The organism is Exiguobacterium sp. UBA6282 (genome assembly GCF_002440475.1).
Classification (GTDB): Bacteria; Bacillota; Bacilli; order Exiguobacteriales; family Exiguobacteriaceae; genus Exiguobacterium_A.
Map to the genome: position 1 here is coordinate 60,466 of NZ_DJUM01000038.1, position 25,407 is coordinate 85,872.

General features: G+C 47.7%; 22 protein-coding genes and 1 riboswitch. Of the genes, 9 read left to right on the top strand and 13 right to left on the bottom strand.

The genetic code is table 11. The features are described from left to right. The coding region (locus tag B2751_RS10510) for an SH3 domain-containing protein (protein ID WP_290774672.1) at positions 1 to 2,636 on the bottom strand (2,636 nt) is incomplete at its 3' end. A 201-nt stretch (positions 2,637 to 2,837) separates the two neighbouring features. Next, positions 2,838 to 4,868, bottom strand: coding sequence for a thioredoxin domain-containing protein (locus tag B2751_RS15325; protein ID WP_290774674.1), 2,031 nt, complete (start codon positions 4,866 to 4,868; stop codon positions 2,838 to 2,840). A 600-nt stretch (positions 4,869 to 5,468) separates the two neighbouring features. Here B2751_RS15325 and B2751_RS10520 point away from each other — a divergent pair. Next, complete coding sequence (locus tag B2751_RS10520) at positions 5,469 to 5,648, top strand: hypothetical protein (RefSeq protein ID WP_035410333.1); 180 nt, start codon at positions 5,469 to 5,471, stop codon at positions 5,646 to 5,648. A 129-nt stretch (positions 5,649 to 5,777) separates the two neighbouring features. Next, entirely contained in the window at positions 5,778 to 8,528 is a 2,751-nt protein-coding gene (locus B2751_RS10525) for an FN3 associated domain-containing protein (protein WP_290774676.1), read from the top strand. Between the two features lie 17 nt (positions 8,529 to 8,545). Here B2751_RS10525 and B2751_RS10530 read toward each other — a convergent pair whose 3' ends face one another. Beyond that, on the bottom strand, positions 8,546 to 8,902 hold the full coding sequence (locus B2751_RS10530; protein ID WP_035410328.1) for a hypothetical protein: 357 nt from the start codon (positions 8,900 to 8,902) through the stop codon (positions 8,546 to 8,548). Between the two features lie 878 nt (positions 8,903 to 9,780). Here B2751_RS10530 and B2751_RS15330 point away from each other — a divergent pair. Then, complete coding sequence (locus tag B2751_RS15330; protein ID WP_422653600.1) at positions 9,781 to 10,146, top strand: CAP domain-containing protein; 366 nt, start codon at positions 9,781 to 9,783, stop codon at positions 10,144 to 10,146. A gap of 88 nt (positions 10,147 to 10,234) precedes the next feature. After that, positions 10,235 to 10,732, top strand: coding sequence for a GNAT family N-acetyltransferase (locus B2751_RS10540; protein WP_290774680.1), 498 nt, complete (start codon positions 10,235 to 10,237; stop codon positions 10,730 to 10,732). 60 nt (positions 10,733 to 10,792) lie between these two features. On the opposite strand, the gene B2751_RS10545 is transcribed toward B2751_RS10540, so the two are convergent. The 4 genes from B2751_RS10545 to B2751_RS10560 all read right to left on the bottom strand — a co-directional run bounded on the left by B2751_RS10545 (position 10,793) and on the right by B2751_RS10560 (position 14,743). Further along, on the bottom strand, positions 10,793 to 11,608 hold the full coding sequence (locus B2751_RS10545; protein ID WP_290752652.1) for a MetQ/NlpA family ABC transporter substrate-binding protein: 816 nt from the start codon (positions 11,606 to 11,608) through the stop codon (positions 10,793 to 10,795). A gap of 27 nt (positions 11,609 to 11,635) precedes the next feature. Then, positions 11,636 to 12,301: a methionine ABC transporter permease gene (locus tag B2751_RS10550; RefSeq protein WP_290774682.1), complete on the bottom strand. Its 666-nt coding sequence runs from the start codon at positions 12,299 to 12,301 to the stop codon at positions 11,636 to 11,638. After that, positions 12,291 to 13,304 (bottom strand): methionine ABC transporter ATP-binding protein, encoded by a 1,014-nt coding sequence (locus tag B2751_RS10555; protein WP_290774684.1) that lies wholly within the window; start codon positions 13,302 to 13,304, stop codon positions 12,291 to 12,293. The genes B2751_RS10550 and B2751_RS10555 overlap by 11 nt, the downstream gene beginning before the upstream one ends. 84 nt (positions 13,305 to 13,388) lie before the next feature. After that, a riboswitch (SAM riboswitch) is annotated at positions 13,389 to 13,493 on the bottom strand. A 62-nt stretch (positions 13,494 to 13,555) separates the two neighbouring features. Beyond that, complete coding sequence (locus B2751_RS10560) at positions 13,556 to 14,743, bottom strand: aminotransferase class I/II-fold pyridoxal phosphate-dependent enzyme (RefSeq protein ID WP_290774686.1); 1,188 nt, start codon at positions 14,741 to 14,743, stop codon at positions 13,556 to 13,558. 148 nt (positions 14,744 to 14,891) lie between these two features. Here B2751_RS10560 and B2751_RS10565 point away from each other — a divergent pair, with 148 nt between their 5' ends. Beyond that, positions 14,892 to 16,502: an alpha-glucosidase gene (locus tag B2751_RS10565; protein ID WP_290774688.1), complete on the top strand. Its 1,611-nt coding sequence runs from the start codon at positions 14,892 to 14,894 to the stop codon at positions 16,500 to 16,502. A 62-nt stretch (positions 16,503 to 16,564) separates the two neighbouring features. Here the strand turns inward: B2751_RS10565 and B2751_RS10570 are convergent, their stop codons facing one another. The 3 genes from B2751_RS10570 to B2751_RS10580 form a co-directional block, all read right to left on the bottom strand. Continuing rightward, positions 16,565 to 17,293: an MBL fold metallo-hydrolase gene (locus B2751_RS10570; protein ID WP_035410300.1), complete on the bottom strand. Its 729-nt coding sequence runs from the start codon at positions 17,291 to 17,293 to the stop codon at positions 16,565 to 16,567. A gap of 126 nt (positions 17,294 to 17,419) precedes the next feature. Then, positions 17,420 to 18,226, bottom strand: a complete 807-nt coding sequence (locus B2751_RS10575; RefSeq protein WP_056063188.1) for an SMP-30/gluconolactonase/LRE family protein — start codon at positions 18,224 to 18,226, stop codon at positions 17,420 to 17,422. 178 nt (positions 18,227 to 18,404) lie between these two features. After that, the gene (locus B2751_RS10580) at positions 18,405 to 18,668 is read right to left on the bottom strand and encodes a metal-sensitive transcriptional regulator (RefSeq protein ID WP_035410294.1); all 264 of its coding nucleotides are present in this window, start codon (positions 18,666 to 18,668) and stop codon (positions 18,405 to 18,407) included. Between the two features lie 226 nt (positions 18,669 to 18,894). Between B2751_RS10580 and B2751_RS10585 the strand changes: the two genes are divergently transcribed. The 3 genes from B2751_RS10585 (at position 18,895) to B2751_RS10595 (ending at position 22,399) form a co-directional block, all read left to right on the top strand. Beyond that, positions 18,895 to 19,458 carry an RNA polymerase sigma factor gene (locus tag B2751_RS10585; protein ID WP_029342596.1) on the top strand — a complete coding sequence of 188 codons (564 nt, stop codon included), beginning with the start codon at positions 18,895 to 18,897 and terminating at the stop codon, positions 19,456 to 19,458. Then, entirely contained in the window at positions 19,439 to 20,176 is a 738-nt protein-coding gene (locus tag B2751_RS10590) for an anti-sigma factor (RefSeq protein ID WP_290752633.1), read from the top strand. The genes B2751_RS10585 and B2751_RS10590 overlap by 20 nt, the downstream gene beginning before the upstream one ends. A 180-nt stretch (positions 20,177 to 20,356) precedes the next feature. Further along, on the top strand, positions 20,357 to 22,399 hold the full coding sequence (locus B2751_RS10595; protein WP_290774690.1) for a bifunctional diguanylate cyclase/phosphodiesterase: 2,043 nt from the start codon (positions 20,357 to 20,359) through the stop codon (positions 22,397 to 22,399). 233 nt (positions 22,400 to 22,632) lie between these two features. On the opposite strand, the gene B2751_RS10600 is transcribed toward B2751_RS10595, so the two are convergent. The 3 genes from B2751_RS10600 to B2751_RS10610 are packed head-to-tail and all read right to left on the bottom strand — an operon-like array spanning position 22,633 to position 24,665. Continuing rightward, positions 22,633 to 22,980: an iron-sulfur cluster biosynthesis family protein gene (locus B2751_RS10600; protein ID WP_035410282.1), complete on the bottom strand. Its 348-nt coding sequence runs from the start codon at positions 22,978 to 22,980 to the stop codon at positions 22,633 to 22,635. A 51-nt stretch (positions 22,981 to 23,031) separates the two neighbouring features. Further along, complete coding sequence (locus B2751_RS10605) at positions 23,032 to 23,760, bottom strand: tryptophan-rich sensory protein (protein ID WP_214852355.1); 729 nt, start codon at positions 23,758 to 23,760, stop codon at positions 23,032 to 23,034. A 59-nt stretch (positions 23,761 to 23,819) separates the two neighbouring features. Beyond that, positions 23,820 to 24,665, bottom strand: coding sequence for a DegV family protein (locus B2751_RS10610; RefSeq protein ID WP_290774692.1), 846 nt, complete (start codon positions 24,663 to 24,665; stop codon positions 23,820 to 23,822). Between the two features lie 169 nt (positions 24,666 to 24,834). Between B2751_RS10610 and B2751_RS10615 the strand changes: the two genes are divergently transcribed. Continuing rightward, on the top strand, positions 24,835 to 25,398 hold the full coding sequence (locus tag B2751_RS10615; protein WP_035410275.1) for a helix-turn-helix domain-containing protein: 564 nt from the start codon (positions 24,835 to 24,837) through the stop codon (positions 25,396 to 25,398). Positions 25,399 to 25,407 lie beyond the last annotated feature (9 nt).

A 25,407-nucleotide genomic window follows, 5' to 3' on the forward strand; every position in this document is an offset into this window, starting at 1 on the left:
GTATACGGTGTCGCGACAGAGTTATAGACGTTTAATTTCGAAGAAGTCGTCACGAACGCCCCCTTATACGCGTATCCACTTTTTCCATCATACGAAATCTTATACCAATCACCGATTTGACCGGAGACAGTAACGACGAGGTTTTTCGGAATCGTCTTGATGACATTATAGGAGCTACCAACGTAAGACCGTAAGGCAGCGTCTGATGTTGCCCGTACATACATTTTGTCCTTTGATTCATATTTGATCGATGACGTATTTTGTCCGGTACGGATATAACCCGTTTTCCCGTCGATCGTTACTTTATGCCACGACGTGTTCGTGTACGACGTGATCAAAGCAGAAGTGTAATAGACATTTCCGAACGCGAGTGTCGTGACATTCGATGCTTGATCGTCCGGTGCTTGTTTGACGACGAGCGATTCATTCGCCAAGAAGCGTGCACCTGTGATCTTTTTCGTTTCGGTATACGGTGTCAGTGTTGATTTTAAGACATAGCCGTTTTTCCCAGCATAGCTGATCTTTAACCACTGATCAAGACTGCCTGTTACTTGAACGACGGCTGCTTTTGGCAGCTTCGTCACTGTCGCATAGGCTGAACCGGCATCTGATTGGATGGTCGTATCCGTCGTTGCTTGATAGCGATGGTTATTAACGCTCTCATAGGTGACCGGTGAACCTTGATTGATTTGAACGTAGCCGGTCTTCCCATCGACTGTCAGGCGATGCCATTGCTCGGAATGACCATTCGTGACGACTTGATTCGTCGTGTAGACGTCTCCAGAAGAAAGGCGAACGACGGTTTCTGCTGTCGCATGGTGCGATGCTTTCACTTCGACGCTACGGCCAAGGCGATAATAAGAAGAAGGAATCGATTGCGTCGTGATTTTTTCCTTAGCATAGCGTGAAGCGATATAACCCGTCTTCCCGCTGTACGTCACACGATACCAGTCGTCGATCATTCCAGTGACGGTGATGCTTGTGCCAGAAGGAATCGTTTTAACGGTCGCGTAAGTGTTTCCGGCATACGAGCGAAGTGGAGTCGAAGTCGTCGTCTGCATGACGATTCGGTCCGATTGGTACTGCACACTCTTGCCTTGGTTGACAGGGATGTAGCCCGTCTTTCCATCCTTACTGACACGATGCCATTGCTGTCCGTTTGACGTGACGAGCTGTGTCGTGTAATAGATGTCACCGCTCTGTAGTGTTGCAAGTGTCGATGCTTGTGCGTCGGGTGAAGATTTGATGGAAACCGTGTTTTCCAGTTCGAAGCGGGCGCCTGAAATCGTTTGTTTCGTCGCAAGTGTCGTAAACGTATTTGATGCGGCATATCCCGTTTTACCGTTATAACTGACACGGTACCAATTCCCGATCCGTCCAGAAATTTTGATGACGGTATTGCTCGGAATCGTTTGTACTGTTGCATACGATGGACCAGCATACGAACGAATCGCCGTCGATGCCGTCGTTTTTAAAGAGAGGTTTGATTCAGTTTCGTATGCAATCGCTGTCCCTTGATTGGCTGGTACGAATCCGATTTTACCTTCCTTCGATACTTGATGCCATGTTTCGCCGAGCGGATTCGTCACACGTGTTTTCGTATAATAGACGTTTCCGGCACTCAGTGTCGCAAGTGCTTCTCCATTCGCAGCAGGTGTCGTTCTGATGACGAGTGGTGATGTCAACAAGAAGCGTGAAGACGGAAGCTTTGTTTTTTCTGTGTATTCTGCCAACGTAGCGGATAAGACATACCCTGTCTTTCCGGCATATGTGACTTGGTGATAGATTGCCGTCTTAGCATTCGAGGTGACGACCGTACCTTTTGGTAGACTCGCTAGACTTTGTTTTGCCTCGGCTTGACTGTAAAGTGGTGTCACACTTTTTGTCTGATACCGTGTTTGTGGAATTAATGTCACATTTTGCTTTTCAGAAGAGGCGAACGCATCTTGATGCATGTAGCCTGTCTTCCCGTCGTACTGGATACTGACCCATTTTTCGATCCGACCGACGACTTTGACGTCTTTTCCAGATGGAATGGTCTGAACTTTGGGATAACCTGTTCCAGCGTACTGACGCAAGATGTAAGCATCGATCGTTTTTAACGTCGTGTTCGTCACCTTTTTATACGCGACCGCTTTTGCGCCAGCTGCGACATAGCCTGTCTTGCCGTCATATTTGACGCGGTACCATGTCTCGCCATATGGATTCGTCACACGTTGTGACGTGTAGTACACATCCTCTTCGTTCAACGTGCCGATCGTCGTTGCAGTATCCACTGCTGTCTTTTTGATCGGTGTCTTTTTGAGGACGAGGTAGCGCTGTCCTGAAACGGTTTGTTTCTTTTCATACAGCGTGAGGTATTTCGACGCGACATATCCCGTTTTTCCAGCATATGTGACCCTTCTGAACGAGCCAGAAGCATACGTGGATGAAACGACAGTTCCGGTCTTGATCGTCAACAAGCGTTTCCGAGAAGATGCCGTCTTATCGTACAGATAACTATCGGTAGACAGACGGTAGGTCGTCGCTTTCGTCGTTGCTGCTTCAGCCATCGGAAGAGATGTCAAAACGATGCTAAAAACGATGAGAAAGCTTGCGAACACCTTCAAGGTCTTCGAGAATGATGTCGTGTTCAAAGTATCTTTCCTCCTAGTAGATATTCGTCCGGATGGACGGAATCGGCTTCTAGGATGTCTAAGTCTAAGTTGTAAAATCTATTGCCTATCCTTACTATCGACAATATCGGATTTTTATGAACAAAAGATTGAATAATTTTGAAAAAAGGGGTCTGGTTTTTTGAAAAACCCTCCTGTTTTTTTAAACAAGAGGGGATATGGTTAGATATTGAGACGTGCGAGGATTTCCGTTAAACGCGTCGTCGGACGTTCGCAGGAAAAATCATGACAGAGATAAGCCGTTGGTGCGTCTGGTTCTGGATACTCCGCAAGCAGTGGGACGTGCGGAAGAAGGTCGCGCTTCGTACCGATCAACAAAGCAACTTCCGGTAAGCGTAACTGTTGCAGTTGCTTGATTTCGAGCGGGATGTCTACTTCTTCCGGAAGCAAGATAATCAATTCCTTCGGTTCCATCTGCCGGTAGGTGAAGGTACTGACAAGTGAGGCGAATCCAGTCGGTTGTTGCTCGACTTCCTCTATTAAAGTTGCGAGAGCCCGTTCAGCACTCTCTTGATAAACGAGACGACCAGTAAGACGACTGAGCGTGATGAAGGCGTTTAAGGCAACGCTATTTCCGGCAGGTGTGACGCCATCATACAGATCGAGTGGACGAACAAGTAGTTTGTCGGAGCGTGACGACGTCAGATAAAAATAACCATTCGCGGTCTGGAATTGGTCCTGTAGCACATCTGCAAATGCTAAAGCTTCCTTTAGATGGAGAGCGTGGTGTGTAGACTGGAATAGTTCAAGATGTGCATCAATCATGTACGCATAGTCATCGAGGAAACCGTGACCGGTCACTTGGCCATTGCGGTAATGGACTGCAAGGTGCTGTTCGGTACGAACGAATCGCTCGAGTGACGTCATTGCACGCGTTGCGACACGTGTATAATACGGTTCGCCAAACACACGACCGGCTTTAGCGAACGTCGAGATCATCATCGCATTCCACGATGTCAACCGTTTATCATCACGGAATGGACGCATGCGTTCATTTCGCGCACGAAGAAGAATTTGGCGCTCGTGTTCGAGTTGCGATGCTGTTTCAGCAAGCGATAAGTGAATAGAACGTGCGAATGCCTCGAGTGTTCGTCCTGTCCGGTAAAAGACGTTCCGTCCCTCAAAGTTTCCCGATGATGAAGCATGATAGAAGCGGGGGAACAGCGCGTTTGGTCCGAGCAAGTCGGTCAGCTCACGCTCCGTGAACGTATAAAAATGTCCTTCGCCCCCTTCGCTATCTGCATCCAGTGCGGCATAAAAGGTGCCGTCCGGTGCGGTCAATTCCTGTTCTACAAACGTCAGCACTTCTTCTGCGTAGCGACGGAAGCGAGTTTGACCCGATGCTTGATACGTTTCGATGCATACTGTCGCAAACCAGGCATTGTCATAGAGCATCTTCTCGAAATGAGGAATTTCCCACTTGGCATCGACCGTGTAGCGGAATAGACCGTAGCCGACTTGATCCGTCATCCCGCCGTCACGCATCGCGATCAGCGATCGCATGACCATATGAAGTGCCGTCTCGTCTTCTGCGAACTGATAATAATCGAGCAAGAAACGGAGTAGAGCAGGCGATGGGAACTTCGGCGCCTCTCCGAATCCGCCATGTTGACGATCAAATTGTCGCATCGCTTGATCGAAAGTGTCATGAATGATCGATTCATCCCAAGTACGGGTAGACGTCGCAGGCTGCAATACGTCGCGAAGCGTCTGCGACATATTCTGACCGACTTGTGCGATTTTCTCTGGTGAACGGCGGAATTGTTCGCTGAGCTGGAGTGTCACTTGACGAAAACTCGGACGATTGAACTGAGGCGTTTTTGGAAAATACGTGCCGATATAAAATGGCTGTTGATCCGCTGTCATGAAGACGCTCAGCGGCCAGCCGCCTTGTCCGTTCATGACTTGAGCAGCCGTCATGTACAAATGATCGATGTCGGGACGTTCTTCTCGGTCGACTTTGATCGAGATATAGCGTTCATTTAAGAGTCGTGCCGTTTCTTCATCTTCGAAACTTTCGTGTGCCAGCACATGGCACCAGTGGCACGTCGAATACCCGATTGATAAAAAGATTGGCTTACCAGTCTCACGCGCGGCAGTGAAGGCATCCTCACCCCAGGGGTACCAATCGACAGGGTGGTGGGCATGTTGCAATAGATAGGGACTCGTTTCATGGATAAGTCGATTCGACATGATGGATTTCCCTCGTTTCTTCTATAGTAATGAGTCCTCTTCACGATACTCGGCTTTTGTAGCAGGTGCAACTCTGATTCCAAGACGAGGAAAAACGATTTTCCAAAAGAAAGATTGACTTTATAAAAGAAAGTATGATAAATTAATATAAGTCATGAATCGGGGATGATCACTCATGTGAGAATCTTCAATCCATATCATACAATTAAATCGACAGGTCAGGATTTTTAGACCGCTACTGACAAATGAGTCAGACATAAGTCATCGCTTTTATTTTGTCCTTCTTCATACTACGGGAAGAAGTCGACCCAGCAAGATAAACCTTCCAATCGATACTTTTCCGCTCATTCCCGAGCTATTTCTAAAAATCCCAGTATCATGCGTCCGTTGCAGACGCATCACGATTCTTGCTAAAATGCTTGATTCAGCTGGCGCGGCCAAGGAGCCGTAACAACGAAAGAGAGGTAGGGCTTTCGTCGTTTCAGGTGTTTTGATCACCTGTAATCCTCGATTCTCATGACAACCAAAAACAACGACACGCTGATGAGGCGTTTTTTTTATGCCTTTTTTCGGGTAAAGCGGAAAGAAGGGGGTGACGACATGCCATGGAATGAGAACAACTATCCGGATTCATTCAAGAACTTTGATCCACCGCTTCGAAAAAAAGCGATTGAGATCGCGAACGCTTTGTTAGAAGAAGGGTATGAAGAGGGACGCGCTATTCCGATTGCGACATCACAAGCTGAAAAATGGTACGAAAGTCACAAAGACGAACAATAAAATGTTGTAAGCGATACCATTTCTTTCATTTACGAAGGATGGTATCTTTTTTTACGAAAAATATACACTCTTTTGAATATAATCTGATATTATAAAGAAGTGTCAGAAAATTCAATAGGGGGTCACATCATGAAATACGGCAGTACGTTTGGAAAGTGGGCATTGGCCGGAGTATTGACTGCAGGAATCCTTCCACAAGCGGGTCTTGTCGGGGCAGAAGGCGAAGGCGTCATCTTGTCTGAATACATAGAAGGAACAAGTAACAACAAGGCAATCGAGCTATACAATGGATCGGGGCAAATCATTGATTTAGCAGACTATACACTTGTTCAATACACGAACGGTGGACCATCTGAGTCCAAAATCACATTATCGGGGAAAGTAGATCCAGGTAAAACATTCGTTATCGCGAATTCAAGTGCGAATGCAGACATCAAAGCAAAAGCGCAAATGACGACGGGTTCGTTGAACTTCAACGGAAATGATCCGGTTGCATTAAAAAAGGGCGACGTTGTCCTTGATATCATCGGACCGATCGGTTCATCAGTTGATTTCGCAAAAGACACGACACTTGTTCGGAAATCAGGTGTTACATCAGGTGTTAAGACGTATGAACCATCACAGTGGACGAGCTTTCCTGTCGATACACTGACGAATCTCGGTAGCCATCAAACGGAAGCCGGCGATATTCTCGTTGCACCAACGGCTACTCCAGTCGGTGAGGTCGAGCGTGGGGATCAAGTGACACTGTCAGGTGAAGGAACGATTCATTATACAGTTGATGGTACGACACCGACTGTTGACAGTCCGGTTTACACATCACCGATTACGATCAATGACGAAGTGACGATTCAAGCGGTTGCTGTCAAGGACGGGAAAACGTCAGCTGTCTCGACATTCAAGTACTACATCGCACCACCAATCACTAAAATCAGCAGTATCCAAGGCGTCGCGCACACATCACCATACGCAGATCAACTCGTCCGGACGACGGGTGTCGTCACGTATGTCGTTGACGCGAACAACTTCTATATGCAGGATCCAAATCCGGATAACGACAGCCGGACATCAGAAGGTATTCTCGTCTACGCGAAAAACCACGGTGCTGCCGTTGGACAAAAGGTCGCGACGACAGGTTACGTCAAGGAATGGATCCTTGGCGGATACAGCGATAAATTCGATACGGATCTAGCCGTTACGGAAATCAGTACAGTCAATCTCGTAAAGGGTGCGCTCAACGAAGGGTTACCAGCGAGCATCGTCCTTGGTGATAAAGGCGTCTTGATTCCGACTCAAGTCGTCGATAACGATTCCTTCACTCAGTTTGACCCGGAAGAAGATGCGATCGATTTATACGAAAGCTTAGAAGGCATGCGTGTTGCTTTACCGAACGCGATCGTCACAGGACCACAAGCGAACCGGACGATCCCAGTCCGTACACAAACAGACGCAAACAAGGTCTATACGAAACGTGGCACACCGATTCTGACGAAGGACAACGTCAATCCGGAGCGCTTGTTCGTGGAGATGGGAAGTTCATCGTATCGTGCGAAAGCCGGAGACACATTCGATGGAACGATTGAGGGTGTCATGAGCTACAACTATTCGGCTTACAAAGTACTCGCAAAAGCAGCAGACCTTCCGAAACTCGTTACGAGCGAAGCGGAACGTCAACCGACGAACATTGAAACGGGTGAATCACGCCTGACTGTCGCTTCATACAACGTCGAGAACTTCGCGTCGACAGCGGATGCCGGAAAAGTTGATCGTGTCTCGGAAGGCATCGCGACATTCCTGAAGACACCAGACATCGTTGGTTTGACAGAGATGCAGGATAACGACGGCGCAACGGATAGCGGCACAGTCGACGCTTCGAAATCATTTGAGACATTGATCACAGCGATCGAAGCAAAAACAGGTGTCCGGTATGCGTATACGGACATCGCACCAGAAGATAAAAAGGACGGCGGGCAACCAGGCGGAAACATCCGTGTCGGGTTCCTCTACAATCCAGCACGTGTATCACTCGCACCAGGAGAAAAAGGTGGAGCGACGGAAGCCGTGGCAGTTGAAAATGGCAAGCTGACGAAAAACCCGGGTCGCATTCAGCCGACGGATCCGAACTTCGCGAGTTCGCGGAAACCGCTCGTCGCGGAATTCCTCTTCAATGGTGATTCATATCATGTCATCGTTAACCACTTCAACTCAAAAGGTGGCGATGGAGCTGACTTCGGTAAAAACCAACCGGTCGTTCGTAAGAGTGAAGTCCAGCGTCATGCGATTGCGAACATCGTCCAAAACTTCGTTTCTGAATTGAAGACGGAAGTCAAAGATTCGAATGTCGTCGTTCTTGGTGACCTCAACGACTTCCAGTTCTCAGAAACGTTAGACATCCTGAAAGGGAAAAATCTCTGGAATACAGTCGATGATCTTCCGAAATCTGAGCGTTACTCATACGTCTACAACGGAAATGCGCAAGTGCTCGACCATATCTTAATTTCGAATAACTTGAAGTCGTATACATCGTCGGATATCGTCAACATCAACTCGGATTACATGGAAGCAGACGGTAGCGCGAGTGACCACGATCCAGCGATCATCTCGATTCAAGGTGCACAAACGGCAGTACCGGTCAAAGGAACAGCAGAAGTCGGTATCTGGCGTGCTGTTCAAAAAGGAAAACATATCTTCATTGAACGTAAATTGGGTCGCAACTGGGATAAAGCCAGTGAAACACACGCCGATCAACAAGGTGAATTGCTCGCACTTCGCGTGTCTCAAGGGCGTCCATATATTCAAGTGAAGACAATCAAAGGCAAAACGATCTGGCTTGAATTGTCGAACAAATACAAACTAGCTGAAACAACGAAATACCAATAAAATCAAAAAAAGCGGACTTAGCGGTCCGCTTTTTTGCGTGCTGGGATAAAGAGTAAAAGAAGTGAGAGTGTACTGATCGAGAGTGTGGAAATTAAGGCAACGGGTAACGGGATGGCACGGAACATATACGTGAAGTGAATGATGATCAATAATAGAATGATAGCGAGACCAGGAATGAATTGTTTTGAGAGCAACATACCGGAACCTGGAACGAGTATTTCAAATCCAAGTCGTTGATTGAGACGAACATCTTCGTGGGCATTGGCTAAGCTAAAGGATACAGTCAAGGCGACAAGGATCATCCAGCCGGAGAATAAGTATTGTTGAATGGGTAAAAAGGCAATGGATTCATAAATGAAATACAGTAAAACCATAGGTCAGCTCCTTCATATCATTATGTTATTTAGAAAAGCATTAAAAGTTTGGCTTACGAATTTTAATGATACCGAGTCAAGATTCGGAGAGCAACCAAAATTCGCTGAGAATGAAATAAAAGAATGTTCACACATTTTAAGAAAAGGGGAATATACTTTAGTATCTGTACTAAATGTTTTCAAGAATCGTTTAAAAGAAAGCATTTCACTAAAGGAAGAGCGTTCTCATGAAATGTGTCAGGTTTGTGGACAGAAGATGTGATTTAGACAAATGAGAGCCAATGACTGTTCGGGGGAAACAATTTCTTTTAAAATAAAGGTAATGAGATTAAAGGAGGCGAAACGACGACATGAAAAAATGGTTGATCATCGGAGTAGCAGCGGTAGCCTTTTTCGGCTACGAAAACATTCCAATGGAACAGGCAGAAGCCGATTACCCGAAAAGTGGCGGCAAGCTGATTGATCGATATAGCAGTGAGTATCCCGGATATGACTGGGAAGTCAGACGGACTTCAACGGAAGAATTCGTCGCCTTAACGAAGGATGGTAAGGACTACGGAAAATATCGTTTCAAAAACGGTGTGACGACACAAGGTGCAGTATTGAATAAGGATACGGAATCCTCTTTGAAGAAAAAGGGGTGGTCTGCAGTGAAGTCCTATCGTAAAGGCAACACAAACTACATGCTGAATCTGGACCATGCCGCCGTTTATGAGAAGAAAGGCAACTATGTGACGTACTTTTTCGATCAACATGACGGCAATAAAGTCAAAGCGACACTTGCGATTCCGAAAGACGTCGAAGCGAAGAAAAAAGGCTTCTACGGTACGTCGTCAAATGCGCTACGGACGACGGATGAGAAATTGATGCTTCGCTTGATGAACTGGGAACGCGCTGACTNNGAACGTGCTGATTATAAGTTGAATCCGTTAGCACCGTACACAGCATTGAAGCCGGTCACCCGTGGTCATAGCGAAAACATGGCGAAACATAATTTCTTCTCGCATACGGATCCACAAGGTCGTGATCCGTTCGACCGGATGAAACGCGGAGGAATCACGTTCAGCTATGCTGGCGAAAATCTCTCGATGGGGTATCCGAACGTCTTTGCCGCGCATTGGGGTCTAATGAATTCACAAGGACACCGAGAAAATATTTTGAAAAAAGAGTACAAGCAAGCCGATGTCGGTGTGGCATTCCGAGACAACGCACCGTACTTCACGATTAATTTCCGAACACCTTAAGTATGTAAAAAAGAGGATGACATTTCACGATGTCGTTTTCTTTTTCATGAGATTGTTTGTTTTATACTAAAGGCAGGAGGTGGGGAGATTGGAAATCCGTCGATTGAATCCAGAAGATGCAGTACTCTATAAAGCATTGCGATTAGAAGCATTGCAGAATCACCCGGAAGCGTTCGGCTCCGATTATGAAGCGGAAAAAGATCGACCAGTCGACCAGTATGCTACGCGATTTCAGAGCGAACAGGCAGCGACGTTCGGTGCGTTTCATGAAGCGCAACTCGTTGGGGTCGTCACCGTTGTCTGCTCCGAGCTGGACAAGATGCGACATCGAGCCAATTTATTTGCGATGTACGTCACTCCAAGCATCAGAAAACAGCAGGTCGGACGGCAATTGGTACAAGAGGCATTACGGGCATTAGAGGAGCGTCCTTGGATCGAGCAGGTTCATCTCTCGGTCGTTCGGACGAATGAAGCCGCTAAAGCCTTGTATCGGTCGCTTGGCTTCGAATCGTACGCGATTGAACCGCGGGCGTTGAAAATCGATGGTACCTATCATGATGAAGAACTCATGTGGTATCGGTTCTAACACAAAACGACCGAAATTCAATGAGAGATGATCTCTTTTGAATTCCGGTCGTTTTTAAAATCAGTTTGCCCAATTTGGTTTGCTGAAACCTTTGAATGATTTTTCGATGACTGTGTTGAAGGCATCGGATTCGACAGCTGTCTTCAGGTCTTTTGCGACTTGTGAGTCTGCATCTTTCGTTTGGACAGCAATGAGGTTCCGGTATTGCTCGTCCATCGTCTCAAGTGCTAGCGCATCGAGTAAATCGAATTTCGCAGCAAGCGCGAAGTTCCCTGGAACTGCTGAGACATCAACGCTTTCGATGGCACGTGGCAGTTGCGCTGCTTCAAGCGGCTTGATGACGAGTTTCTTCGGATTTTTGACGATATCTTTCTCTGAGACGGTCAGTGGATCGACATCTGGCTTCAGTTCGATCCAGCCTTGTTCTGCCAAGAGGTTCAGCGCGCGTGCCTGGTTCGTTGGATCGTTCGGTGTCGCGACTTCAGCGCCCGTCTTGACGTCGTCAAGTGTCTTCGCCGTTTTACTATATAGTCCCATCGGTGCCGTCGGGACAGTGATGAGTCCTTTAAGGTCGAGGTTCTTTTCTTTAGAGAACGTCTTCAGGTAAATCGAGTGTTGGAACAAGTTAGCATCGATATTGCCGCTACCGAGTGCGATGTTCGGTTGGATATAATCGCTGAACTCGACGATTTCGACTTTATAGCCTTTCTTTTCGAGTTGCGGTTGAATCGCTTGTTTGACCATGTCACTATAAGGACCGCTTGTCGCCCCAATTTTGATCGTCTTGTCTTTTTCATCAGCACTGCTGTCTCCGCATCCTGCGAGGATTCCTGCACCGAGTAAGGCTGTAGCTAAAAAGGCATATCGTTTTTTCATGATTCAACTCTCCCTTTATATGTATGATTAGCGCTTGTCTGTTTTTCGCGCCAGTTGATTGCCAAGTGCTTGAATGCTTTGGACGATGACGATGAGGACGACGATCGTCACGATCATGATGAGATTATCATAGCGATAATAGCCGAAGCGGATTGCAAGGTCACCGACACCTCCACCGCCGACGATCCCAGCCATCGCCGAGAAGCCGATCAAACTGATCGTCGTTAGCGTGATGCCCTGAATGATGCCAGGGAGTGCTTCTGGTAAAAGGATACTGACGATGATCCGTAACGGTTTCGCTCCGCACGCTTCCGCTGCTTCGATCAAACCAGGTGGAATCTCACGCAGTGATGTTTCGACGAGTCGTGCGAGAAACGGAATCGCTGCGACACTGAGGCTGACGGATGCTGCTGTCGGACCAATCGTATTATCAAGCAAGAATTTCGTTAATGGAATGAGGGCAACAAGCAAGATGATGAACGGCAAGGAGCGGACGATGTTGACGACGAAGTCAAGGACACGTCGGACGGCAATGTTTTGAAAGAATAAACCGCGGTCGGTGACGAACAGGAGAATCCCGAGTGGAATCCCGACGACCAATGCGAAGGCAAGCGAAATGCCAACCATCCACGCCGTCTCACCAAGTGCCTTCAACAACTCGGGTAACATCGTTTGTATACGATCAAGCCACATCCTGAATCACCTCGAGTGTATGAAGTTCCGCCGCAAGCCAGTCGAGGGCAGGTGCGATTTGATCGGAGGATCCCGTCAAGCTGACGATTAGGACACCAAAAGCGACGTCTTGGATGTAATCGACTTTTCCGTGCAGGATGCTGACCGAGATATCGTATCGACGGATGGCTTCCGACAACGTACTTTCACCGGTCTTCTCGCCCGTGAACTGCAGGCGGATGATTTTTCCCGGTGTCGCTTGCAAAATGCGTTCCGGTAGTTCGATCTGGAGTGCCGTGTCGACGTAATGTTGTGTCACCGGATGTTTGGCTTGACTGAACAAATCGTATGTAGAGGCGACTTCGACGACTTCCCCTTGAGACATGACCGCGACACGATGGCAAATCTGTTTGACGACATCGATCTCATGCGTGATGAGGACGATCGTCAATCCAAGTCGTTCATTCAAACCTTTCAACAAATCTAAAATCTGCAGCGTCGTGACCGGATCAAGGGCAGAGGTCGCTTCGTCACATAACAAGACGGTTGGATCATTCGCGAGTGCCCGGGCAATCCCAACGCGCTGTTTCTGTCCGCCGCTCAACTGACTCGGGAAGTTCGTCTCGAATCCTTCGAGTCCGACGAGCGAGACGAGTTCACGGATCCGTTCCGGAAAATCTGCTCGTTTGACGCCAGCAGCTTTCAGTGCGAAAGCAATGTTATCTGCGACATTACGCGACTGGATCAATTGGAAATGCTGAAAGATCATTCCTGTCCGCAAGCGAAGTTGACGCAAATCTGCTTTTGACATTCCGCCGAGCGAGACACCGTCGACCTTTACCGTTCCTTGTGTCGGATGCTCGAGACCGTTGATCAGACGAAGCAACGTACTCTTACCGGCACCGGATTCACCGATGATCCCAAAGATTTCTCCTTTTTGAATCGTCAAATCGACATCTCGTAATGCAAAAATCGGGGTCCGGTCTCGGACGAACCGTTTCGTAATCTGTTTGAATTCAATCATCTGCTCATCTCCTTGTACAAAAAAAGTCGCTTTTTCCTAGTAGCAGAGCAACCAGAAAAAAGCGACGAAAGTGTAAGATTTCGTAACTTATCTCTCAGAATGAATCCATTCTGTAGGATGTGGCACCGTTCCTGATAGGTGGTTGCCGGACGTCGTTGGGCCTAATCCCTCGGTCGCTCTCGATAAGTAGTTATGCTGTTGGGATTTACTTTAACGGAAATGATTCCCATCTGTCAAATGTTTTTTCAGAATTATTCCGCAACAGGTGTCCGGAACAGGTTGAGCGTTCCGATTCGCCCGACGGCTTCTTCTAGACGTTCGACGTCAGCAATTAAGCTGATCCGTACGTAGCCTTCGCCGTATTCGCCGAAGAATGATCCAGGAGTAACGGCGACGTATGCTTCATCAAGCAGATGATCCGTGAAGCTTTGGGACGTGTATCCTTCAGGCACCGGAAGCCAGACGAAGAAGGAACCGCCCGGTCGTGGTCCGCTCCAACCGATTGCATCGAGTTTCGCGAACAAGGCATTACGTCGTGTTTCGTATAAGCTACTTAACTCACGGACACATGTTTGGTCACTCATCAGGGCAACGGTCGCTGCATGTTGGATCGGTGTGAAGGCACTGACGTAGAGATGTTCCTGATACGTCTCGATGCTTGAGATGACGGACGGATTTCCGATCGCGAAAGCGATTCGGAAGCCAGACATGTTGAAGCGTTTCGAGAGTGAGAACAACTCGATTCCGACATCTTTCGCCCCTTCCGTCTGCAAGAAGCTTCGTGTGGGACCATCAAAGCTGATGCCACCGTAGGCTAAATCATGGACGACACAAATATCATGGGCATCCGCGAAGGCAACTGTCTGTTCGAAGGCTTCTGCTGTCGCTGTCGCACCTGTCGGATTACTCGGGTAATTGAGGAACAACATCCGGGCGCGCTCGACATCTGTCGTATCAAGTAAATCGTAATCCGGCAGGAAGTTATTTTTCTCAAGCAATGGAAGTGTAATCGGGTAAGCACCAGCAAGTGCTGCTCCAGACAGGTAATCCGGATACCCCGGATCCGGGACGATGACACCTTCTCCAGGATTGACGATCGTTTGTGGTAAGGCAACGATTCCGGCTTTACTACCGAGAAGAATTGCGACCTCGGTTGCCGGATCGATCGTGACGCCGAATTCGTTCGCATAAAAGCTCGCGACGGCGTGCTTTAGAAAATCATGTCCACGAAATGGTGGATATTGAAGGTTTGTTGGCTCATCGATCGCCTGTTTCAAGGCGTCGAGAATATGTACGGGCGTGGTTTGATCGGGTGTTCCTTGACCAAGGGTAATGACATCATGTCCGGCAGCTTTCACAGCACCGATCCGGTTCGCAAGTTCAGCGAAAACGGGAGCAGGAAGCCGATCGATGGCGATGGATGGAGCGAAATGTTTCATGGATGTGTGCCTCCTTCGTAGTATTGTCGTCAAGGATAACGAATATTCAGTCAAAAGAAAAGAACTTTTTTGAAATTCAAAAAAATCGTCCAATAAACAGGTACAGATATGTGGAGCGGGAATAGAGAGTAGGGAGAGGAGTGAGGAGATGAAGCGAGCTAGCTGGAAAGAAGCGGTCGTCTATCAAGTCTATTGGCGCAGTTTTAAGGATTCGAATGGGGACGGCATCGGTGATTTGCGAGGTGTCATCGACAAGCTAGATTACATCGCATCGCTTGGTGTCGATATCGTCTGGTTAAATCCATGTTACCGTTCTCCAGACATCGATAATGGCTATGATATTGCCGATTATTACACGATCATGGACAAGGCGGGGACGATGGGCGATCTACAAGAGTTGATCACAGCGGCTCACGCACGCGGCTTAAAGATAATTCTTGATTTGGTCGTCAATCATACGAGTGACGAGCATGACTGGTTCCGTCAGTCGCGGGACCGAATCCACGACAAGGATGATTGGTACATCTGGAAAGATGGAACGAAAGAGACGCCCCCGAACAATTGGCGGTCGTACTTTGCGCCGAGCCCTTGGACGTGGAGTGAAGAGCGCGAACAATATTATTTCCATTCTTTTGCGAAAGAACAACCCGATTTGAACTGGGAACAACCGGCTGTCCGGCAAGCGATCTACGACATGATGAACTGGTGGATCGCTCAAGGGATTGACGGTTTCCGGATGGACGTCATCAACTTGATCAAAAAACGTTCGCTTGAGGATGTCGTCAATCCGTTTGATCTATCGTATCTCGGAAATCAACCAGGTGTGCACGACTTCCTTCAGGAAATGCATGCGAACGTCCTTGCCGGGAAAGACTTGTTCACGGTCGGTGAGATTCCGTTCGTTGGTCCGGAAGACGGTCTGTTATATGTCAGTGAAGAACGTGAAGAACTTCGGACGCTGTTTCACTTCGAAATCGCGGACGACATGGAGGCGATGGATCTTTTACGTTTCAAGGAAATTCAGAAACGATGGTATGACGTCTTGTATCCGTTAGGCGTCAATTCACAGTTTCTCAACAACCACGATCATACGCGACAAGTGACCCGCTTCGGCAGTGAACGATACCGAGTCGAGAGTGCGAAACTACTCGGTTTGATGTTGCATACATTACCTGGCATTCCATACGTGTATCAAGGAGAAGAGATTGGGATGACGGGGATTCGCTTCTCGGATCCGTCGCTCTATCAAGACGTCGCCTTTCGCAATCGATATGAAGAGCGCGTCGCTGGCGGCGAGGATCCGGAGGTCGTACTCTCGTCAATGCAGTTACTCGCACGCGATAACTCCCGCACGCCGATGCAGTGGGACGGTACGTACGCGGCAGGCTTTACGAGTGGGAAACCGTGGTTAGCGGTCAATCCGAATTACACGGACATCAACGTCGCGCAAGCAGAAGCCGATCCATCATCCGTACTTGCCTTCTACCGAGCATTGATTCAGATGCGAAAGGATCATCCAATCATGGTCTATGGTACGTATCGCGACTTAGCTCTTCATGATCCGTATCTCTACATCTATGAGCGGGAACTAGAGGGAGAAGTGTGGCGGATCGTTCTCAACGTGCATGACGAACCGATGCAAACTGCCTTCGTTTTATCACAAGATAAGTTGCTTGTGTCGAACTATCCAGATATCTCGGATGAACTACGTCCTTATGAAGCACGTGTATATCGATATACTGTTACAGAACAGAATTGAACTGCTGGACGAAAAAACATCCGCGACGTGTCAGGAACGCGTCGCGGATGTTTTTTCGTGTGTTATTTGAAAGGTGACGATTTTTTCGTCTGTAAGACTTGCGTGAATCGATCGACGGCTTGGCGCATCTCGTAACTTGGTCCAAGGATGAGGGGACCATGTCCGACGGCAAGAATATCTGGAGACAGTTCCGTTAATTGATCGGCGGAGCGAAGAGCAACGTCCGGATCCCATGTCGCAAGTGCTGGGAACGGAAATTGCCAACGGACGTCACCGGAGACAGCGAGTCCCCCTTGTGTCTGAAAGGCATCTCCGGCGATTAGCATCCGACTACCTTCATGCCAAAGAGAAATCGAACCAGGTGTATGACCTGGCGAGGCGATGACGCTGAGGCTACCGACTTGTTGACCACTTTCGAGCAAACGATCTGGACGTGTTTTGATGTTTTTCGGAATACCGCCTTTTAAAGGAGTCGTTTCGCCTTCGCGTAGCGTCTCGTCCCCACTGAGCAATGCGGCATCACGGTAACTGATGCAGACTTGAGCGAGAGGAAAGGCATTCGCAAGGAAATCGAGCGAGCCGACATGATCGGCATGTGCGTGTGTCAGGATAATCGCGCCGAGCGGTTTTTCTTGCTTTCGAATATAGTGATAAAGCGCCTTTGCGTTGATTCCGAGTCCGGCGTCAATCAATGTCAAACTGTCTGCTTCTTCAAACAGGTAGCAATTGACCGGGAAAAAGGATGGGGTCGTCTGCAATTGGTGTAAACGTTCGATGATCGTGACACGCATCGGCTTCACTCCTTCAAAAAGTAAATAGACTTCTTCTTTAGTATCGTCTGTTTTTGAATAGGCGTCTAGACGGATTATGTGTAAAAAGAGGCACCATCTATTACTAGATGATCCCTCCCATGCTAATTATTCAAATGTCACAGCGAAGACAGCACCGGCATGTGGTGCATCATCTCCGTTGGCAGCTGTCGTGACGAGTAATCGATCTTCGTAAAAAATCGGACATGTCGGATTCGAGACAGGGAAGTCGACATGATCCAGTTTTTCGCCCGTCGTAAGATTCCAACGTGTGATACATGATCCGGCGTAATGTGCGATCCAAGCATGACCTTCAGCATCCTTCGTCATACCATCCGGGAATCCTTCTTCCTCTTCGAGATCAACGGCGACGCGTTTATTCGAAAGTGGGGCATCGGGAGCGTAGTCGAAGGCATAGACTTTTTTTGTTGGTGTATCGATATGATAGAGCGTCTTGCCATCTTCTGACCAGACGAGTCCATTGGAGTTCGTCAAGTCTTCGTGTAAAACATCGATGGAACCGTCATGACGCAGACGGAACAGCCCAGCTGTTTTACCGTCTTCTTCATTAATGCTACCAGCGACATATTGTCCGGTCGGATCGAGCTTACCATCGTTCATCCGATCAGAATCCGGTAATGACAATTGATGTTCGAGAGACAGATGACCTTCCTTGAGATCGAACGTGCCAAAGCCATGTGCTGATGTGACACGCAATAAGTCCGGAGCGTCCGTCAAGGCAATCGATGTAATAGCGCTTGGCAACGTATATGGTTTAAGTGCTTCTGTAACAAGATCATATGAAAAGAGCAGTTGATTCGGAATATCGACGAAATAAAAGCGTTTTGTTTTTGCGTCGTAAACAGGAGATTCACCTGTCTTACACGTGATATCAATGAATAGGGAAACGGTCATGAGTACTCTTCCTCCTAAGCGGACGGCTCTACATGCTGTCCAAGTAATAACAATTTAGTATACCTGTTTTGATACGCAATCAAACCTAAGTCAAGGTGTACACTCGCATCGACTTTGGGAAAAGAAACGTTTAAAAAATAGCCTGCTTCCAAAGCAGACTATCGGTATGAACGTGACGTCAGCGGCTTTTCACCAGTAGGTTGACCGCTTCCTTCACGAGTTCTTCTGTTTGTCCATCGCCGTTTTGTTCTGCTTCCTTGACACACTCGATCAAATTCGAGCTAACGACGACGCCGATCGTCCGGTCAATCGCAGAACGGGCAGCGGAGAGCTGGGTGATGACATCGCGGCAATCTTGCCCTTCTTCCATCATCCGTAAAATACCTCGTAGCTGTCCTTCAATCCGACTAACACGGTTTTTCATCTTCCGATCATAATCCATCTTTATTCCTCCGATTCCCGTTGACCTGACGTCATGTAGTATCTTTATGCTATGCCCATTACGGTATCGCTGTCAATTCAGCAGAATTTTAAGCTATACTTTTAATAGAATGAGGGAATATGGATGTGGTGAAGTTTTTTACTTAGAAAATGGATGAAATCGAAAACGATTTGGTGTCAGCTTGCGTATACTATATGATAGGGCTGACGTCAGAAGGAGGAGAAGGATGCACACTCAATCCGATGAATCGCTTTATCATCTGATGCGTAGCGGTGACGAGCAAGCTCTCGAGACATTATACGATAAGTACGAGAGGTTATTGTTTTCATTCGCCCATCGCTTTACGAATAATGACCGGTTGTCCGAAGAAGTCATACAGGAAGTATGGATGAAGATTTGGAATGGTCGTGTTGATTTTGATACACAAAAAGGAAAGTTTTCATCGTGGATTTTAACGATTACACGTAACGCGGCACTCGATTGTCTCCGTCGTGAAAAGCGACAACCGACGATCGAAGTCGAAGAGCGGGATGGTGGATACGACGAGCCGGTCGAGCGGACGGTCATGCAGCGTGAAACGGCTGCTGAAGTACGCGGCGCGGTCAGTGAATTGAAGCCAGAACAGCAAGAGCTGATTGAACTCGTTTACTTCCAGGGGATGACGCAACAACAGATTTCAGAGCAGCTCGATTTACCTCTTGGAACGGTCAAGACGCGAATCAGGAGCGCGATTCAAGCATTACGAAAACGAATGGATGGGAGGGAACGAGATGGAAGAACGTTGTCATGACTTAATCGATTATTTTAATGGAACATTATCCGCAGCTGATCGCGACGCGTTCGAAGCGCATCTTTCGACGTGCGAAGAATGTCGTGAAGCGCTTTTAGAAATGGAAGAACTCATGCTTCCCATCGCTGAATCGCTTCCGGAGCGACCCGTTCCTGCAGGTATGAAAGCACGAATTCTTGGAGAAGTCCTTGGTTCAGCAGAGGCAGCGTCTCCGAAGGAAGCACCGATGACTACTCCGGTAGACATTAAACAAGCACGTCAGCAACAAACGAAGAAGAAGAGTGTGCCACTCGGTTGGTTGATGAGTATCGCCGCTGCCTTGATTCTCTCGCTTGGTGCGAATGCCTACTTCCTGTCACAGGAAGAGAGCACAGATACACCAGAGACGTTAGCCATGGATGAGATCAAAGGGATGGGGAACTTTGAAAGTACCGAGTCCATTAAAGGATCGAGCATGATTTTCACGCAAAACGATAAATCGTATATGCTCGTTCAACTGAAAGATTTACCACCGCTTCAAAAAGGTCAGCTCTATCAATTGTGGACGCTCGAAGGAGAGACACCTACTGCGAACGGTGTCATCGAAAAAGATGGAGAGGCAGCAGCTGTCTTCCCGCTTAAAGGAGACGGAAAAGTTGATGCCGTCGCCATCACGGTCGAACCCGAACCGGATTTAGAAAAACCGACGGGTGAAATCGTCGCATCGGTAGCACTCTAAAAATGATGTTTAACGGATCCGTCTCGAGCGGATCCGTTTTTGTGTAAGATGTCGAGTGGATTAGGTAAAAAAGTGATGGAATGATAAGAAATCAAACGAATTTCTAAATTTCACTGAAAAAAAGAGTCAGAGCAGACGATAGTTAGGAGAATGACATTTCATAAGGAGAGACCTCATACAATGAATGAATGGATCATCTTAACGAAACACTACGAAGTGACATTGGTCGTGTTATCGGTGCTCGTTGCCATCCTCGGCTCATATGGTTCACTGGAGTTAAATCGTCGTCTAGCGAAAGCGACTTCCTTAAAGAAGCGTGCCTTGTTCCTCTCGTCGTTGACGATGGGGTTATCGATCTGGGGAATGCATTTCGTCGGGATGGGAGCATTCGCTCTGTCCGTCACGGTTCGCTATGATTGGTTTTTAATGTTCTTATCCGTCATTCCCGCTATTTTGGCTGCTTTCATTGCCTTTCATTTGTTGTACTCGTCGACGATTACGCGAAAGAAGGTCATTTTAGCAGGGTCCCTGATGGGGAGCGGAATCGCTACGATGCATTACCTTGGCATGATGGCGATGGAGTTCGGTGGAGCCGTTCGGTATGAGAAGAGTTTATTTTTTTTATCCGTCCTGATTGCAGTCACTGTCGCCTATATCGCCTTGCTACTGCTTCATCGCTTGAGACATGTCGCTAAGAAACGGATCTTGATTCCCATCGCAGTCGTGATGGGGTTTGCCATCTCTTCGATGCATTATGTCGGAATGCTCGGCACATCGTTCTGTATTCCAGCCTCAGATGCCGGACTTATCGGTGATGCTCCAATCACGTCGAACATCTTGAATGAAGTCGCGATACCGGTCTTCTTGATTCTCGTGTTGATTGCAGGTCTCTACATTCACCTCGAACGTCGTGCACTGCAGATGATGGCGTATACCGATCATCTGACGGGATTACACAACCGACGATGGCTCGATCATCACATGACGAAAGTCGATGCCCAGTATGGTCGTGCTAAGCAGGAGATGGCGATGGCGTTACTTGATCTCGATGGATACAAATGGGTCAATGACACATTCGGATTCGATAAGGGAGATGCGGTCATCCGCCAATTCGCAGAACGGATGTTACAGACGTTGAAGGAAGATGAAGCGTGTATTCGTTATAACGGGACGCAGTTCTTCCTCATCAAACGTGTCTCACAAGAAGACATGACAGATGTCTTCGAACAAATTTTAGACGATGTACGTCTTCCGATTGATCTCGAAGATCAACCGGTTCATTTGACAGCAACGATGGGCGTGATCCTCCCGAATGCGAAGGAATCACTTGAGATGCGAATCGGTCAGATGGAGAGTGCGCTTCGGGCTGGCAAAAATGAGGGGCGTGATCGCTTCATCGTGTATGATGACTCACTACACTCGGATCGTAGAGAGCAATTGATTGTCGGATCCTTACGCCGGGCGATGACGGATTTCAAGGAGTTCGCCCTCGTCTATCAACCGAAGATCGCCCTTGCGACGGGAAAAGTTGATCAAGCGGAAGTCTTGATCCGCTGGAATCATCCGAAGTTTGGTTTCATCTCACCGGCGGAGTTCATCCCGCTTGCAGAAAAATACAGTTTGATTCACCGTTTAACTGAGTGGGTACTCAAAGAGACCGTCGCCCAGATGGAGATTTGGAAGAAGGAAGATTATTTCATTCGCCAAGTCTCGGTGAACTTATCGGCGATGCATTTCCGGTCCGAGTCACACAACTTAATGATTAAGGAAATCGTCCACCATTCATTGAAGAATGGGAGCGAACTACAGCTACAGCTTGAAATCACGGAAACATCCGTCATGGAGAACCTCGACCGGGCAATGATGATGCTCGGTGAACTGAAACAACTCAGTCTGACGATCGCACTTGATGATTTCGGAACGGGTCTATCATCATTGACACACCTGAAGCATCTCCCGATTGATATCCTGAAGATCGATAAATCGTTCATCGATGAAGTCCCGCATGACGAACGCGGAACGGCAATCACGGAAATGATCATCCAGCTTGCGAAGAGTCTCGGGATCGAAGTCGTCGCGGAAGGCGTCGAGACACTCGAACAGCATCTTTTCCTGAAACGTCTCGGTTGTGATTATGGACAAGGTTATTATTACAGTAAGCCGATGCATGTGAAGGATCTGAATCAGCGGACGATTGAAGAGACCGTTCTAAATGTCGGATAAAGCAATCCAAACACGACTTTCGTTCGTATACTAGATAAGCATGCGAGGATGATGCATGCGACGTCTGGGGGGACGCAAAGCGCTGGATTTTCTCACCAGCTTGTGCACGACGCAGACAGACATCTAGTACATTCAATCATACTCAGACCATCCAAGCTTTTAACGTAGCACCTGTCTGTTCGAACACAAACAAAGGCAACTTCCATCGCGGAAGTTGCCTTTTTCGTCTGTGCTTATGAACGAACTGTCAGGACACAGCCTGTCTGATCCGTAACGAGCACGTTCGTATTGAAGTATTGTCCATCGCTTTTAAGGATCAACGCTTTTTTCTCCGCGTTGTAATCGAGCGTCATGTCTTGATCGAGGAAATGACTCGACCATCGTTTGACAAGAACGGGTCCGACATTCGAGTCGATCGTCATGTCTTCCGGTGTCGCTTCATCGACGAGACGAATACTGAAAATACCAGAGTTTCCGCAACCGCAACCTTCTGTATCGTAGTAGAGGTGTAGTTGACCGGATACTTCACCGCGTAATTGATTGATTCGTTCCTGAGCAGATGGTGTAAATGTGATGTTCATGGTCATTCACTCCTTTTCTCTAGTATACGCCGTTCGAATGAGAAAGGAACGTCACTTGCTCACGCTGACTCGACGGCGCATCCGTACAAGAAGGAAGATATACCCGGCTAACAATAAGACGACGCTACCGAGAACCGCCGTATCGACGAGACCGTTATCCGACTCGAAATTGATTGCGATGTACGCCCAGACGAAGACGAGCGGATAAATCGGATCGCGGTTTGCGAACATGAAGAGAAGGGCGACGATGACACCGACGACAAGCATAATCATCGTCCAACCGGCATCTCCGATTCCAAGCCACGACGTCACGCCCTCTGCGTTGATCGTTAGGAAGATGTCGGCGATCGTTGCGACCGATACCCAGCCGAGATAAAGCGAGAAAGGTAGCTTGAAGCGTAAGCCTTTCGTCTCGCGGTCGATTTTCGAGTAGATGACGATCAATGACAGCAAGAGACCAACGATGACGACGACAGAGACGACGAACAATTCGAAGGTGAATGAGACAATCCAGCCAGCATTGAATAAACAGCTGATCAGGAACCATGGTCCGATTTTTTTCGCCAGTTCATGTTCCTTGAATTTTGGGATCGTTTGGAGAATCAACCAAATGAGTAAAATCGTATAGATCAATCCCCAAATCGAGAACGCATAACCAGCCGGTTTGAATAACGTAAAGATGGAGTCAGAAATCCGTCCTGTCTTTCCACCATCGAGGGCGTTCACAGCAATCGTAAAGATGAAGCCGACCCAGTTAAGCCAAATCCATTTATTTTTCAAACAAAAAACCTCCTTTATTCTCTAAAGAAGGTTTACCCAAAAATCATTTTCATTAGTCATCATGGTCGACGCGTCGGGTTCAAAAAGGACATGCCGATGGCAGGGTTTCCGGTATGTGAACCGAGAACCGGCGTTAAATCATCGATTCGGACCCGGACGTCGAACTGTGCTTCGAGTCGATTTTTCCAATCGAGCGCCAGTTCATACGCTGTCGCGTGGAACAACGAGATGTCCGTCACTTGACCGCGCTCGAGAATCAAAACAAGGTGATCAAAAATCTTCGAATGGGCTTTCTTGAACGTCCGAACGGTTTGGTATGGAACGATCTTTCCTTCTTCGAAGTGGAACAACGGACGCAGTTGCAACAAGTTACCGACGAATGCCTTCGTCGAGGAGATCCGTCCACCGGCTTGCAATTGATCGAGGTTCGCGACAGTGAATTCGATATGGTGGTCGAAACGACGCTCCAGAATGAACTGTTCGACGGATTCAATCGAATGTCCCGCTTCAACGAGCTCCATTGCCTCTGCTAAGAGCTGACCAGCCGGATAAATCCCACAACGAGAATCAATCGCGATCAAGCGGAAGCCGGCAATTTCTGCGCCTTGGACGGACGCGTTATACGTTCCGCTCAGTTCACTCGACAGGTGGACAGCAAAACCGATGTCATAATCTTCTTTTAGTCGTTCGTAGTGTTCGGTAAAACTACCGATGGAAGGTTGACTCGTCGTCACTTTATGTTTTGCATCAATCCAGCTATAGACGGTTTCCGCATTTACATCGGCCCCATCGATGAAACTTTCGCCATCCTTCATGACGAGTAAAGGGACAACCGAGAGATCGTCGCGCTTTGCAATCGTATCCGGTAAAATCGTCGTACTATCAGTGATCCAAGCAATCCGCATTACAAGTTCCTCCTCAAATTAGTACCTGATAATAATTGTAGGTGTAAGCGTTCTCGCTGTCAAATGAACATTAAAAAATATCAAACGTTTTAGTTGATTAAATAATGAAATACGCTATAATCGGTACGTGATTAGTAAACTTTTAGTCATCTTATACTAAACTAAGCCGATGAGAGGAGGACGTCGATTGTACTCAATCGGACAAAAAATCAAGAACCTCCGTCTTCAAAAGGGATTGACGCAAGAGGAACTCGGGGAAAGAACAGACCTGAGTAAAGGGTACATCTCGCAACTCGAACGGGAAATCAGTTCCCCATCGATCGAGACACTGTTTCATCTCCTTGAAGTCCTTGGCATCTCACCGAAGGATTTCTTTGATGAGGACGCACTTAATCAAAAAGTCGTCTATGGAGAAGAAGATGTCACAACATATGCGGACGAAGAACAAGGGTATCATGTCACATGGCTCATCCCGGAATCAAATGAAAAAGAGATGGAACCGGTCCTGCTGACACTTGCGCCAGGGGGAGCCTTCAAGACGTATGAACCGTCGGGGGCGGAGACATTTGTCTATGTGCTCGCGGGGAACGTCACGTTGACGCTCGGACGTCAGTCTTTTTTAGCGAAGCAAGGGGAGACACTTTACTATAAGGCTTCAGAAATTCATCAATTACGCAATGAGTCAATGCAAGAGACAAAGGTCCTCGTGACCGCAACCGACTCATACCTATAAAGGAGGAAC